At 74.4% G+C, this 14,172-nt stretch carries 11 protein-coding genes; 5 read left to right on the top strand and 6 right to left on the bottom strand.

Annotated elements, in window-relative coordinates:
- Window positions 1–41: 41 nt before the first annotated feature.
- Window positions 42–1,256 (bottom strand): cytochrome P450, encoded by a 1,215-nt coding sequence (locus tag Q7T67_RS06440; RefSeq protein WP_304787184.1) that lies wholly within the window; start codon window positions 1,254–1,256, stop codon window positions 42–44.
- Window positions 1,257–1,319: 63 nt separating this feature from the next.
- Between Q7T67_RS06440 and Q7T67_RS06435 the strand changes: the two genes are divergently transcribed.
- On the top strand, window positions 1,320–1,976 hold the full coding sequence (locus tag Q7T67_RS06435) for a TetR/AcrR family transcriptional regulator (protein WP_304787182.1): 657 nt from the start codon (window positions 1,320–1,322) through the stop codon (window positions 1,974–1,976).
- A gap of 91 nt (window positions 1,977–2,067) precedes the next feature.
- On the opposite strand, the gene Q7T67_RS06430 is transcribed toward Q7T67_RS06435, so the two are convergent.
- From Q7T67_RS06430 to Q7T67_RS06420, 3 genes are all read right to left on the bottom strand, one after another.
- Complete coding sequence (locus Q7T67_RS06430) at window positions 2,068–3,339, bottom strand: CaiB/BaiF CoA-transferase family protein (RefSeq protein WP_304787180.1); 1,272 nt, start codon at window positions 3,337–3,339, stop codon at window positions 2,068–2,070.
- Window positions 3,336–4,043, bottom strand: coding sequence for a nitroreductase family protein (locus tag Q7T67_RS06425; protein ID WP_304787178.1), 708 nt, complete (start codon window positions 4,041–4,043; stop codon window positions 3,336–3,338). The genes Q7T67_RS06430 and Q7T67_RS06425 overlap by 4 nt, the downstream gene beginning before the upstream one ends.
- Window positions 4,044–4,164: 121 nt before the next feature.
- Window positions 4,165–5,799: a class I adenylate-forming enzyme family protein gene (locus tag Q7T67_RS06420; RefSeq protein WP_304787176.1), complete on the bottom strand. Its 1,635-nt coding sequence runs from the start codon at window positions 5,797–5,799 to the stop codon at window positions 4,165–4,167.
- 295 nt (window positions 5,800–6,094) lie between these two features.
- Here Q7T67_RS06420 and Q7T67_RS06415 point away from each other — a divergent pair, with 295 nt between their 5' ends.
- On the top strand, window positions 6,095–8,002 hold the full coding sequence (locus Q7T67_RS06415) for an NAD(P)/FAD-dependent oxidoreductase (protein ID WP_304787174.1): 1,908 nt from the start codon (window positions 6,095–6,097) through the stop codon (window positions 8,000–8,002).
- A gap of 149 nt (window positions 8,003–8,151) precedes the next feature.
- Here Q7T67_RS06415 and clpB read toward each other — a convergent pair whose 3' ends face one another.
- A complete protein-coding gene (clpB, locus tag Q7T67_RS06410) occupies window positions 8,152–10,704 on the bottom strand; it encodes an ATP-dependent chaperone ClpB (protein ID WP_304787172.1) in 2,553 nt (850 codons plus the stop codon).
- A gap of 257 nt (window positions 10,705–10,961) precedes the next feature.
- Between clpB and Q7T67_RS06405 the strand changes: the two genes are divergently transcribed.
- Both Q7T67_RS06405 and Q7T67_RS06400 read left to right on the top strand, forming a co-directional pair.
- Complete coding sequence (locus Q7T67_RS06405; protein ID WP_304787170.1) at window positions 10,962–11,717, top strand: phosphatase PAP2 family protein; 756 nt, start codon at window positions 10,962–10,964, stop codon at window positions 11,715–11,717.
- On the top strand, window positions 11,714–12,334 hold the full coding sequence (locus tag Q7T67_RS06400; RefSeq protein WP_304787168.1) for a cadmium resistance transporter: 621 nt from the start codon (window positions 11,714–11,716) through the stop codon (window positions 12,332–12,334). Before Q7T67_RS06405 ends, Q7T67_RS06400 begins: the two co-directional genes overlap by 4 nt.
- A gap of 26 nt (window positions 12,335–12,360) precedes the next feature.
- On the opposite strand, the gene Q7T67_RS06395 is transcribed toward Q7T67_RS06400, so the two are convergent.
- The gene (locus tag Q7T67_RS06395) at window positions 12,361–13,161 is read right to left on the bottom strand and encodes an RDD family protein (RefSeq protein WP_304787166.1); all 801 of its coding nucleotides are present in this window, start codon (window positions 13,159–13,161) and stop codon (window positions 12,361–12,363) included.
- 4 nt (window positions 13,162–13,165) lie between these two features.
- Here Q7T67_RS06395 and Q7T67_RS06390 point away from each other — a divergent pair, with 4 nt between their 5' ends.
- Window positions 13,166–14,143 (top strand): stage II sporulation protein M, encoded by a 978-nt coding sequence (locus Q7T67_RS06390; RefSeq protein ID WP_304787163.1) that lies wholly within the window; start codon window positions 13,166–13,168, stop codon window positions 14,141–14,143.
- Window positions 14,144–14,172 lie beyond the last annotated feature (29 nt).

Raw genomic sequence — 14,172 nt, 5'->3', positions numbered from 1 at the left:
CGGGGCCCGGAGTGGACGCTCGTACGAGCCCCGCCCCCTCCTCAGATCCCGAGCCGCAGCGCCTCGAGCCCGCGGAGGGTCATCGTGCCGCGGTGCCGCGGGGCGTCGTCGAGGATGCGCAGGTCCGGGAAGCGGCGGACCAGGGCGGGGAGGACGACCTCGCCCTCCATCCGCGCCAGGGCGTTGCCGAGGCAGAAGTGCGGCCCGCCGCCGAAGCTCAGGTGTCCCCGGTCGCCGCGGCCGAGGTCCAGGACGTCCGGGCGCTCGAACCGCGCGGGGTCGTGGTTGGCCGCCCCGACCAGCAGCATCACCCGCGCGCCCTTCGGGATCGTCCGGCCGCCCAGCTCGAGCTCCTCGCGGGCGAACCGGACGACGAGCTGCACCGGGCTGTCGAAGCGCAGCAGCTCCTCGATCGCGCTCGGGGTCAGGTCGGGCTCGTCGCGCAGGCGGGCCAGCTGCTCGGGGTGGCGCAGCAGCGCGAGGGTGCCGTTGCCGATGAGGTTCATCGTCGTCTCGTGGCCGGCGATGAGCAGCAGGATGAGGTTCGAGACGAGCTCGTCGGGGCTCAGCCGGTCCCCCTCCTCCTCCGCCTGGGCGAGGGCGGAGACGAGGTCGCCCTGCGGGTCCCGGGCGCGCTGCGCGACGAGGTCGAGGAAGAAGCGGATGAACTCCTCCTGGGCGACCTCGGCGCGGGCGGCGCGCTCCGGCGTCATCCCCAGGTCGAACGCGAGCGCCAGGTCCGACGCCCAGCCCCGGAACCGCTCGCGCTCCATGGCCGGGACGCCGAGCAGCTCGGCGATCACGACCACCGGCAGCGGCCATGCCAGGTCGGCCATCAGCTCGAGCTCGCCGCCGCGCTCCTCGGCGGCGTCGAGCAGCCCGTCGCAGACCTCGACCGTGCGGGCGCGCATCGCCTCGACCATCCGCGGGGTGAACGCGCGCTGGACCAGGCTGCGCAGCCTGGTGTGGTCCGGCGGGTCCCGGAACAGCATCAACCGCTCCATCAGCGCCTGCACCGGCGTGTCCCGGCCGATCGCCTCCATCGTCTGCTCGTAGTCCGACATGGTGCGGAACTCCGCCGAGAACCGCGGGTCCCGCAGCGCCGAGCGGCACGCGTCGTAGGAGGAGACGAGCCACAGCCCGAAGCCGGTGTCGTGGACCGGGTCCTCGGTCAGGAGCCGCCGGTAGAACGGGAACGGATCGGCCCGCACCTCCGGGGTGAAGAGGAGCGTCGCGGGGCCGGGAGCCGGATCCATGACGCGATGCTACCGGCGGTAGGGGATGCACGGGGAGGCCCGCCGATAGCCTGTCGAACGACCGTGAGGGCGTCCGCCGCCGCCGGCCGCCGTCCCATGTCCGAGCCCGCCGCCGACCCCGCCGCCCCGACCCGTCGCGAGGCGATCATCCGGGCCGCGACCGACCTCTTCGCCGAGCAGGGCTACCACGCGGTCGGCATGCGGGCGATCGCCGACGCGGTGGGCATCCGCGGCTCCAGCCTCTACCACCACTTCGCGTCGAAGATCGACCTGCTCTACGCGATCTCGCTCGACTCGACCGGGGCGTTCATCGCGTCGCAGCTGCCCAACCTCGAGGCGGGCGGCCCGCCGGCCGAGCGGCTCGAGCGACTCATGCGCGACCACGTGCGGTACTTCCACGAGCACCGCCGCGAGGAGGCCGTCGGGCTGCGCGAGCTCGAGATCCTGCGCCTGCACGCGCCGGAGCACCACGCCGACGTGCAGGAGAAGCGCCGGGCCTACCAGCACGCGATCCAGGCCGTGATCGAGGAGGGCACGCGGACGGGCGAGTTCTCCGTCGAGGACCCGCAGCTGGCGACCCTCGCGCTGCTCGGCCTGGTCAACAGCGTGAACGACTGGTTCCGCGACGACGGCCCGCGCACGATCGACGACGTCGCCGACGCCTACGCGCGGATCGGCGTGCGTCGCCTCCTCGGGGCGGCGCCGCGCGAGCGGGCGTAGGGGCGGCCGGCCGGGCCGTCCCGTCGGACGTCTGGCGACGGACCGGAGAGCAGCGGGGCGGGATCGGCCGGGCGGGGCCCGTCGCCGCGCGTCAGCCGACGACGCCGTCCGCCCGCAGCCGCGCGATCCGCCCGGCGGACAGGCCGGCGGCCGCCAGCAGGTCGTCCGTGTCGCGGCCGGGCGGCGGTGGGACGGCGGACCCCGGCGCCCGGCCGTCGTCCGCCTCCCCCGGGTCCACCCCGGACGGGCTCGCGGACGCGTCGCCCGCCGCCCCCCACGCGGTCACCCGTGGCGCCGGCGCCGGACGCACGCCCGGCGCGTCGCCCGCCGGCCGGAACGCCCCGCGGGCCACGGCGTGCGGGTGGTGCGGCGCCTCGGCGAGCGACAGCACCGGCGTGACGCAGACGTCCAGCCCGTCGAGGTGCGCGACCCAGTCGTCGCGGTCCCGCTCGGCGAAGCGCGCGGTCAGACGCTCGCGCAGGCCGGGCCACGCGGCGCGGTCGAGGCCCAGGTCGGCGTCGTCGAACGGGATGCCCAGGCGCTCGAGGAGTCGCGCCCGGAAGTGCGGCTCGAGCGCCCCGACCGCGATCCAGCGGCCGTCGGCGCAGCGGTAGGTCGTGTTGAACGGCGCGCCGCCGTCGAGGACGTTCCGGTCGCGCCCGTCGCGGTGCTGCCCGGCGCCGTGGAGCTCCCAGAACATCGTCATCAGCGCGTTGACCCCGTCGTACATCGCGGCGTCGACGACCGACCCGCGACCGGTGGCGCGCGCCTGCACGAGCCCCGCGAGGACCCCGGTCAGGAGGAACATCGACCCGCCGCCGTAGTCCGCGACGAGGTTCAGGGGCGGCGTCGGGCGGTCCGTCCCGATGGCGTGCAGGGCGCCCGAGAGCGCGAGGTAGTTGATGTCGTGGCCCGCGGTGGCGGCCAGCGGCCCGTCCTGTCCCCAGCCGGTCATCCGGCCGTAGACCACCGCCGGGTTCACCGCGAGGCAGTCGTCGGGGCCCACGCCGAGACGCTCGGCGACCCCGGGCCGCCAGCCCTCGAAGACGATGTCGGCATCGCGGACGAGCTCCAGGACGACCTCCGCCGCACCGTCCTTGCGCAGGTCGACGACGATCGACCGCTTGCCGCGGCGCATCGTGGCGCCGAGGACCGTCGTCGCCGGATCGGCGGGCCGCTCCACGACGACGACCTCGGCCCCGAGGTCCGCCAGGAGCATCCCGGCGAACGGCCCGGGGCCGATCCCCGCGAGCTCGACGACGCGGACGCCGGCCAGGGGACCGATCCCCCCGGCGCGGGCGGCCGACGCGCCGTCGCCCGCCCCCGGGGCGTCCTGGTCCCGCCCCGGCGCCTCCGGGCTCACGCGACCGCGGCCTCGGCGGCGTCGGACGTCAGCGGGTGGTCGAACGAGTCGAGGAACGCGATCTCCTCGACGGGGCGGCGCGTGAGCTTCTTCGGGAAGCCCTTGAGCGGGTAGCCCGCCACGATGTGCGCGGCGGTCGCGAGCTCCTTCGGGATCCCGAGGAGCTCCTTGACCTGCTCCTCGTACGCGACGAGCAGCGTGGTGAACCGCGTCGCGACGCCCTGGTCGCGCAGCGCGAGGCAGAAGTTCTGCGTCGTCGGGTAGACCGACGCGCCGCCGACGATCGACAGGCGGTCCAGCGCGGTGTCGGTCGGGTGCGTCTCGGCGATGTCGGCGCACGCGACGACGATCGCGGGGTGCTCGGCCAGGTGGCGGGCGAAGTGGTCGGCGTCCTCCGCGGCCTTGCCGAGGTTCTTCAGGCCGGCCTTCGTGGACTTCGCGACGCCGCTGCCCTCCTCGGTGACCGCGTCCTGGCCGGCGAGCATCGCGTCGATGTACTGGCGCCAGGGGATCTCGTACCACTCGGCCAGCTGCTTCTTCTTCTCCGGGTCGCGGACGATGAGGAAGCGCACGGGCTGACGGTTGCCGCCCTGCGGACCGAACCGCGCGGCCTCGACGGCGTTGTAGAAGACCTGGTCGGGGACCGGGTCCGGCTTGTAGTAGCAGCACGCGTTCTGGGTGCGCATCGCCTCGGTGAGATCCATCTCGTCCTCCTCGTCGTGCCGATCGTGTCGGCGGTCCGTGCGACCGGCCGGGTCGGCCGGGGTGCCCCGTGGCGGGGCGGTCGGGTCCGGCGCCGGGTGGCGCCGGGGTGCTGCGGGCCGGCTACGCCGGGGCGGGGCCGTCCGGCCCCTGCTCGGCGGTCGTGCGGAGGACGCGCTTGAGGATCTTCCCCTGGGCGTCCTTGGGCAGCTCGTCGACGAGGTGCACCGCCTTGGGCACCTTGTAGCCGGCGAGGTCCACGCGGGCGTGGGCGATCAGCTCGTCCGCGCCGACCGGGGTCCCGGGACGCGCGACGACGAACGCCGTCACGGCCTGGGTCCAGTAGTCGTCGACGAGGCCGACGACCGCGACCTCGAGGACCCCGGCGTGCCCGTAGAGCACGCGCTCGACCTCGACGGACGAGACGTTCATCCCGCCCGTCTTGATCACGTCGTGGCGCCGGTCGACGAAGAACAGGTCGCCCTCGGGCGAGCGTCGCACCAGGTCGCCCGTGTGGAGCCAGCCGTCGCGGACGGCCTCGGCGGTGCGGTCCGGGTCGCCGAGGTAGCCGCGCATCAGGCCGGGCGAGCGGCAGAGGAGCTCCCCCTCCGCGGCGTCGGCACCGTCCTCGTCGACGACGCGGACCTCGAGCTGCGCGGTCGGGCGACCGATCCACGCGGGGTCCTGCCCCGGAACGTCGGCGAGGGAGCGGAAGCGCCCGACCGTGGGCGTCTGGCTCAGCTCGGACTGCGACCACAGCGTGATCCAGACGAGGTCGTCGGTGACCGCGGCGAACGCGTCGAACATGCGCTGCGGCATCGTGCCGCCGTAGACGACCGTGCGCTGCAGGGCCGACAGGTCCGCGTCCTGGAAGCCCGGCGCCTGCGTCAGCTGCAGGTAGAACGCGGGGGTCTGGCCCATGATCGTGATCCGCTCCGCCTGCAGGACGCCGAGCGCCTGGGCGGGCGGCAGCGGCGGGGGCAGGACGACGGTCGCGCCCAGCGAGAGCAGCGACAGCTGGGTCCCGATGCCGGCCATCGTGTGGAACGGCATGACGTAGTAGAAGCGGTCGCCCTCCGCCATGCCGAGGCCGGCGGCGTAGGCGGGGATCGTCGAGGAGACGTAGTTGCGGTGCGAGAGCGCGACGGCCTTGGGCAGCGCGGTCGTGCCGCTGGTGTACGGCACGATCGCGACGTCGTCCTCGTGCAGGTCGACCTCGGGCTCGACGTCCTCGCCCTCCGCCAGCAGCGCGTCGAAGGACTCCCACCCCGCCGCGGGCGTGGCACCGGTGCGGTCGTCGACGATCCACGCGTGCACGCCCGGCAGGTCGTCGCGCAGCTCGTCGGCGCGGTCCGCGAGCTCGGCGGCGACGAGGACCGCCACCGCGCCGCTGTGGCTGATCTGGTGCGTCAGCTCGCGGCCGGTGAAGGTGGGGTTGACGCCCGTGACCGCGGCCCCGACCTTCATCGCGCCCCACAGGGCGACGAGCGCCTCGGGGGTGTTGCGGCCCAGCAGCGCGAGCACGTCGCCGCGCCCGACCCCGCGCGCGGCGAGGGCGGAGGCGAACCGGTTGGCGCCGCTGTCGAGCTCGGCGTAGGTCAGCGCGCGCCGACCGGCGCCCTCGGCGCCGACGACGACCACCGCCTCCGTCGACCCGATCCGCTGCGCGTTGCGACGCAGGCCGTCGCCGAGGACCGCCCGGCGCGCGGGGTGCCCGGCGTCGATGAGTCCCGTCTCGGTCGTGGGTGCCGCCGTCATCGTGCTCGCTCTCGTCGCTGCGCCGGGGTGGCCCGGGTCCCCGGGCCGCCTCGGCGGTGGCCCGGACCCCACGTCAGACCGCTCTAACGAACGTTCGGGCGGGCCGTCTGAGACGAGACCATACGTGACCGGGGGCACGGACCGCAACCGACCACCGACGCACCCGCCGCCGGGGCACGGACCCGCGTGACAGGCCCCCGCCGATCGGCTAGGCTCGTCCGGTCGAACGTTCGTTAGGCAGCGCCGTACGCCGCTGCCCCGGGCGCGACCCCCGCGAGAACGGAGCACCATCGCCATGGACCGCCAGCAGCTGCAGACCGCCCTGAAGGACGCCGACCTCCCGATCCTGCTGATGGTCCTCATGCAGCTGACGGGCGACCGCCGCTTCATCGAGCCGCCGTTCCGCCCCCGGCGCGACTCCAGCGTGTTCGCCGACGAGTCCGGCGGCCTGCCGGAGGACGTGCAGCAGCAGGTGCGCGACCTGGCGCTCGAGGTGCTCGCGCCGCTGGACCCGTCGGCCCCCGGCGCGGAGATCGACCCGGCGACCTACGCCGAGATGATGTCGACGTGCGTCGGCGAGCCCGTGGGCGACGAGTACGTCCGGCCGCTCCTGGAGGAGATGGGCTTCGCCCCCGTGCCCGAGCCCGACCCGGTCGACGCCGACGGCTTCGGTGCGATCGTCGTCGGCGCCGGGTTCTCGGGCGTCTGCGCCGCGATCAAGCTGCAGGCCGCGGGGATCCCGTACGTCGTCCTCGAGAAGAACCCGAACGTCGGCGGCGCGTGGTGGGACAACACGTATCCCGAGGCCGGCGTCGACACGCCGAACCACTTCTACTCGTTCTCGTTCGCCCCCAAGCGCGACTGGACCCACTACTTCTCGAAGCAGCCGGACATCCTGGCCTACCTCGAGGACTGCGTCGCGCGCTTCGGGGTCGCCGACCGGATCCGGCTGAGCACGACCGTCCGCTCCGCCCGGTGGGACGGCGACCGGCAGCGCTGGGACGTCGAGGTGACGACGGCGGACGGCACGACCGAGACCCTCAGCGCCAACGCCGTGATCACCGGCCTGGGGCAGCTGAACCAGCCGAAGATGCCCGAGATCGAGGGCATCGACTCCTTCGCCGGCGAGCTCTTCCACACCTCCCGCTGGCCCGCCGACCTCGACCTGACCGGCAGGCGGGTCGCGATCGTCGGCACGGGCGCCAGCGCGATGCAGGTGGCCCGGACCGTCGCGGCGGAGGCCGCGTCGCTGACGATCTTCCAGCGCTCGCCGCAGTGGGTCGTGCCCAACCCGGCGTACCACCGCACCGTCAGCGACGAGAAGCGCTGGCTGCTCGAGAACGTCCCCTTCTACGCGGCCTGGTACCGGTTCGCGCTGTTCTGGCGCTACGCCGACGGGCTCTACCCGCACATCGTCGTCGACGACGCCTGGGAGCACCAGGACCGCGCGGTCAACTCCCGCAACGACAAGCACCGGCGCTTCCTCGCCGCGCACATCCAGTCCGAGCTGGAGGGCCGGCCGGACCTGATCGCCAAGGCGCTGCCGTCGTACCCGCCCTACGGCAAGCGGATGCTGATCGACAACGACTGGTTCAGGACGCTGCGCCGCGACGACGTCGAGCTCGTCGCCGAGGCCGTCACGCGCATCGTCCCCGAGGGCGTCGTCTCCGCCGACGGCGTCCTGCACGAGTGCGACGTCGTCCTCATGGCCACCGGCTTCGAGGCGACGAAGATGCTCGGCGCGATCGAGGTCGTGGGCGCCGACGGTCGGACCGTCGACGAGCACTGGGACGGCGACGACGCCCGCGCGCACCTCGGCATCACGGTCCCGGACTTCCCCAACCTGTTCCTGCTGCTCGGGCCGAACACGGGCCTGGGCCACGGCGGCAGCGCGCTCTTCCACGTCGAGACGCAGGTCCGCTACGTCGTCGCCTGCCTCACCCGCATGGTGCGGGAGGGCATCGGCAGCATCGAGCCGCGGGTCGAGGTCCACGACGAGTACAACGCCCGCGTCGACGCCCAGCACGAGCGGATGGTGTTCGCCCACGGCGGGATGCGCAACTGGTACAAGAACCGCCGCGGCCGGGTGGTCACCCTCTCCCCCTGGCGCCTCGTCGACTACTGGTCGATGACGCGCGAGCCCGACCCGGCGGACTTCGTCGAGGTCCCGGCCCGGCGACCGGCGGGCACCCCGGCCGGCTGAGCCGCGGCGGGTCGCCCGCCGCCCCCGCACGACGAGACGGGGGTGCACCGGCGACGGGCGCGCCCCGGGGCGCAGGGCCGGCCGCGCCCGCGACGGACGCGGCGTGCACGGCGGGCCGCCCCCGCGAGGGAGGCGGCCCGGACCCCGGGTCAGGCCGGGATCGCGACCCCGGCGACCTCGAGCGTGACCTCGTCCTCGCCGGCCCCGACGTGGACCGTGTCCCCGGGCTTGATCTCGCCCTTGAGGATGGCGAGCGCCAGGCGGTCGGTCAGGTGCTTCTGGATCGCGCGCTTCAGCGGTCGCGCGCCGTAGGTCGGGTCGTAGCCCAGGTTGCCGATCAGCTCGGCCGCCTCGTCCGTCAGCTCGACCGTGACGTCGCGCTCCGCCGCCCGGTCGACCACGCGCTGGGTCTGCAGCGCCACGATCGGCGCGAGGTGCGTGCGGTCGAGGGAGTGGAACTCGACGATGTCGTCCAGCCGGTTGATGAACTCGGGACGGAAGTGCTGCTCCGCGCCCGCCCGGCCGCCCGGGATGTTCGACGTCAGGATCAGCACGGTGTTCGTGAAGTCGACCGTGCGGCCGTGGCCGTCGGTCAGCCGGCCGTCGTCGAGCAGCTGCAGCAGGATGTTGAAGACGTCGGGATGGGCCTTCTCGACCTCGTCCAGCAGCACCACGGAGTACGGCTTGCGGCGCACGGCCTCGGTCAGCTGCCCGCCCTCGTCGTAGCCGACGTAGCCCGGGGGCGCACCGACCAGGCGCGAGACCGCGTGCTTCTCCATGTACTCCGACATGTCGATGCGGATCATCGCGTCGACCGAGTCGAACATGAACTCGGCCAGCGCGCGGGCGAGCTCGGTCTTGCCGACGCCCGTGGGGCCGAGGAACAGGAACGAGCCGATCGGCCGGTCGGGATCGCCGAGGCCGGAGCGGCTGCGCCGGATCGCCGCGGACACCGCGTCGATCGCCTCGTCCTGCCCGATCACCCGGTCGTGCAGGCGGTCCTCCATGTGGACGAGCTTGTCGATCTCGCCCTCCATCAGGCGGGCCACCGGGATGCCGGTCCAGTTGCCGACGACCTCGGCGATGTGCTCGGCGGTCACGCGGCTCTCCAGGAACCGGAACTCGCCGGCGTCGACCTCGACGGCCTTCGCCTCGAGCTCCTGGATCTGCCGCTCGAGCGCGGGGATCTCGCCGTAGGTCAGCTCGCCGGCACGCTGCAGGTCGCCCGACCGCTGGGCGCGCTCGGCCTCCATGCGCAGCCCGTCGAGCTGCTCCTTCGCCTGACCGACCGCGTCGACGGACGACTTCTCGTGCTGCCACTCCGCGGTCATCGCGGCGGAGCGCTCGCGCTCGTCGGCCAGCTCGCGGTCCAGCGCCTCCAGACGGGCCTTCGAGGCCTCGTCCTCCTCCTTCTCCAGCGACAGCCGCTCGATCTCGAGCTGCACGACGTGCCGGTCGATCTCGTCGATCTCGGTCGGCTTGGAGTCGATCTCGATCTTCAGCTTCGACGCGGCCTCGTCGATCAGGTCGATCGCCTTGTCGGGCAGCTGCCGGTCGGCGATGTGGCGGTGCGACAGGGTGGCCGCCGCGATCAGCGCGGCGTCCTGGATGTCGACGTTGTGGTGGCTCTCGTACTTCTCCTTGAGGCCGCGGAGGATCGCGATGGTGTCCTCGACGGTCGGCTCCTCGACCAGCACCGGCTGGAAGCGCCGCTCGAGCGCGGCGTCCTTCTCGATGTACTTGCGGTACTCGTCCAGCGTGGTCGCACCGACCGCGCGCAGCTCGCCGCGGGCCAGCATCGGCTTGAGCAGGTTGGCGGCGTCGACCGCACCCTCGCTCGCGCCCGCACCCACGATCGTGTGGAGCTCGTCGAGGAAGAGGACGATCTGCCCCTTCGCGTCGGAGACCTCCTTCAGGACGGCCTTCAGGCGGTCCTCGAACTCGCCGCGGTACTTCGCGCCGGCGATCATCGAGCCCATGTCGAGCGAGATCACCCGGCGGTCGCGAAGTGACTCGGGGACGTCGCCGTCGACGATGCGCTGGGCGAGGCCCTCGGCGATGGCGGTCTTGCCGACGCCCGGCTCGCCGATCAGGACGGGGTTGTTCTTGCGCCGGCGGGAGAGCACCTGGACGACGCGGCGGATCTCCTCGTCGCGGCCGATGACCGGGTCGAGCTTGCCCTCGCGGGCGGCGTCGGTGAGGTCCTGGCCGTACTTCTCCAGCGCCTCGAACTTGTCCTCGGGGTTCTGGTCGGTGACCTGGTGGCCGCCGCGGACCTCGGTGACGGCCTGCAGCAGCGCGGGGCCGCCGGCGCCGACGGCGCGCAGCGCGTCGCCGGCCTTGGACTGGTGGGCCGCCAGGGCGAGCAGCACGTGCTCCGTCGACAGGTACTCGTCGCCCAGGGTGCGCATCTGCTCGTCGGCGGCGCGCAGGACGGCCACCAGCTCGCTCGACGGTCCGGCGGCCTGGCCACCGCTGGTGACCTTCGGCAGACCCTCGATCGCGGCCTCGACCGGACGGCGGACCTCCTCGACCGGGACGCCCAGCTTGCGCAGGACGGAGCCGACGACGCCGCCCTCCTGGTCCAGCAGGGAGAGCAGCAGGTGCTCGGGGCCGATCTGCGGGTTCTTGCCGCGCTCCGCCACCCGACCGGCCTCGGCGATGGCTTCCTGCGTCTTGATGGTGAAGCGATCAGGTTGCATGGGGATCCTTTCGGGGAGGGAGGATGCGCGGGGCGGGCCCCGCGGTGGGGTGGCGCGGACGGACGTCCGGTCCGGGTGAGCGCCGATCGGGCCGCCGCTGGGTGGTCGATCGGTGGACTGCGAACATCTCAGTCGGCTCCACTGAGATTTTGCGCTTCGGAGGCCACAAAGTCAAGCGGGAAGGATCCTACGCCCGTCGAGGCCGGACCCCGCCGGACCGCACCGCCGCGGCCGGACCCCTGCGATGCTCCGGCGTCGTGCCGAGGATCGTGCGCCACCCGCTGCCCGTCGTGGTGGTCTGCCTGCTCGTCATCGCGGTCCTCGGCGCCGTCGTCCGCGGGCAGAACGCGATCACCGACCTCGACCGCCGCGTCGTCGCCGACCTCGCGTCCGGGCGCGGCGCCACCGTCGTCGACGTCGCCCGGGCGTGGACGGCCCTCGGCGACGGCCTCGTGCTCGCGGTGCTCCTGCTGATCGCCGGCGCCGCGCTCACGGCGACCCGGCTCCTGCGCCCGGCCGCCGCGTTCGCGCCCGTGGTCTCGCTCGGGGCCGGCGCCGCCCTCGCGCCGCTGATGAAGGCGGTCGTCGAGCGCCCGCGGCCGCCCGTCGCGCTGCACGAGGTGGTCGAGCGATCGAGCGGGTTCCCGTCGGGCCACTCGGCGCAGTCCGCGGCGGGCTGGCTCGCGCTCGGGCTCGTGCTCGCGTACGCCGGCGTGGGGCGACCGCCCGAGGACGCGAGCGGACCGCGACGCACGACCGGGTGGCTGGAGGCCCGCCGGTGGCCCCTGGTCGCGGCGGCGGTGGTCGTCCTGCTCGTCGGGGCCAGCCGCGTCGTCCTCAGCGTCCACTCCCCCACCGACGTGTTGGCCGGCTGGCTCCTGGGCCTCGCCTGCGCCGTTACGGCCGTGGGGCTGCTGGTGCGCGGACCGGCCGGCGGCCCCGCCACCGTGCCGACGGCCGCGACCGGTGGGGTGGACGAGCCACTGCCCGCGCGTGGCGGCCGGCGGTCGTGATCGACCTCCTGGGCGTGGTGGTGGCCGCGGCGGGGGCGTTCGTGGCGACCAACGTCGACGACGTGATCGTGCTGACTGCGCTCTTCGCCGTCGCCGCCGGGGACGGGCCGCTGCGGGCCCGGCACGTCGTCGTCGGGCAGGCCGTCGGCCTGGGCCTCTTCGTCGCCGTGGCGGCGGTCGCCGCCGCCGGGCTGTCGCTCGTGACCGACGACGTCGTCGGGCTGCTGGGGCTCGTCCCCCTCGCCCTCGGCATCCTCGGTCTCGCGGCGCTGCTGCGCGGGTCCGCGGACGAGGGCGCGACACCGGCCCCCGTCGTGCGGGGCGTCCTCGGCGTCGCGGCGGTCACGGTCGCCGGCGGGGCCGACAACATCGCGGTCTACGTGCCGTTCCTCGCCGCGCAGGACGGTCCCGGCGCGGCCGTCGTCGTGGTCGTCTTCGCCGTCCTCCTCGGGGTCTGGCTGGCCGCCACCCACCGGCTCGCGGGTCGGCCGCTCGTCGCCCGGACGATCGGCCGCCGGGGCCACGTGCTCGTCCCGGTCGTCCTGATCGCCCTGGGTCTCGTGATCCTCGCGGAGAGCGGGCTGCTCGGGTCCGCGCTGGACGGCGTGACCGGCTGAGACGACGGCGCCGACGGCCCCGGGACCTAGCCGCGCAGGGACGCCCCGCGCGCGACCTCGAGGATCAGCTGCTCGTCCGTGGCCTGCGGCGGCACGGCGCCGAGGCGCTCACGCAGGCCCGAGGCGATCGCCGTGGCCAGTGCCGTCCGCTCCCGGGGGTCGAGGGTGCGGTACCGCGACGCGAACGCCCGCGCCGTCGAGCGGTCGTGGTCGGTCAGGCCCGCCGTGTCCAGCCGCAGGGCCTCGGGGGCGGACGGCGGACGGCTCCAGGCGTCGCGGACCTCGTCGGCGGCGCTTCCGTCCGGGGGCGCCGCGGCGTCGGGCGCGGCGGCGTGGGCGAGCGCCCGCGACGCCCGCCGCGGCTCGCGGACCACGAGGGTGCCGGCGACCATGTCCCCGATCCGCTGGTGCTTCCGGGTGAGCGTCACGAGGATGATCCCGGGGGCGTAGAACAGCGGCAGCTCGATCAGGCGCAGCAGGTTGCGCAGCACGCTGGAGCCCCCGTCGACGCGCCGGCCGTCGTCCCGGACCACCCGCAGGCCCAGGAACGACTTGCCCGGGGTGCGGCCGTCGTTGAGCAGCTCCCACGCGACGTCGTAGAAGAAGATCAGCGCGAACGCCCCGACGGACCCGAGAACGGTCGTCCACTCGGCGCCGAGCGGCCCGGAGAGTCCGACGAGCGCGATCGCCCCGATGACGCCCACCAGGGTCTGCAGCGCCAGGTCGATCGCCCCGCTGGATATGCGGGTCCCGGGGCCGGCGAGGTCCAGCACCACGTCCACCGCCTCGGGAGTGGAGATCGTGAGGCGGTCGTGATAGTCCTGCACGGCCGTGACCCTATCCCGCTTCCTCGCCGATCGCACCCCGTCGTGGGACGCGCTCGAGGGACTGCTGCGGCGCGCGGGCTCGCGCCCGGAGCGGCTCGGCACGGACGGCGTCCTGCAGCTCGGGGCGGCCTACCGCGCGGCGGCCGCGGACCTCGCGCACGCCCGGCGCGCCTACCCCGGGGACCCGGTCGTCCAGCGGCTGGAGCTGCTCGTCCGCCGCGCCCGCTCGCTCGTCTACGCGCGCTCCGGGGCGCGCCGGTCGGCGCGGGACTTCTTCGCCCGCGACTACTGGATCCTGGTGCGGGCGCTGGGCCGGTGGATCGGTCTGGCGTCGCTGGCCCTCCTGGGCACCGCGCTGGTCGTCGGCGTGTGGGCCGCGCTGGACCCGGCGGTCGCCGCGAGCCTCGTCCCGGGCGACTTCATCGACGGTGCCGCACCCCCGACGGGCGACCGCGGACTGGCCTCGTCGGAGTCCGCCGCGTTCTCCTCCCAGCTGTTCACGAACAACATCCGCGTGACGTTCATGGCCTTCGTGGCGGGCCTGCTCTGCGTCGTCCCGGGCTTCCTCATCGTCGCCTACAACGGAGCGATCCTCGGGGCCGTCATGGGCGTCGCCGCCGCCAACGGCAACCTCGGCCGGGTGCTGCACCTGATCGTCGCCCACGGGGTGCTCGAGCTGACCTGCATCGTCGTCGCGGCCGGGGCCGGGATGGCGGTCGGCTGGGCGGTCGTCGACCCCGGGCAGGGCACCCGCCGCGCCGCCGTCCGGGACGTCGCGCGCCCGACGATCCTCGTCGTCCTGGGCACCATGCCGTTCCTCGTGGTCTGCGGGATCGTCGAGGGCTTCGTGTCGCCCGCCGGCTGGTCGGCGATCGCCGTCACCGTCCTGGGCGTCGGGCTGGGCGTCGCCTACTGGGCGCTGGTGTTCCGGCGCGGTGCCGACGGGGCGCCCGGCGCCCGACGGGGCGCCGGGGCCGGCTGACCGACCCCGAGCGTCGCGGCGCGGCCGGC

It is taken from the genome of Patulibacter sp., from assembly GCF_030655195.1.
Classification (GTDB): domain Bacteria; phylum Actinomycetota; class Thermoleophilia; order Solirubrobacterales; family Solirubrobacteraceae; genus Patulibacter.
This window is presented reverse-complemented; position numbering and strand designations above follow the sequence as displayed.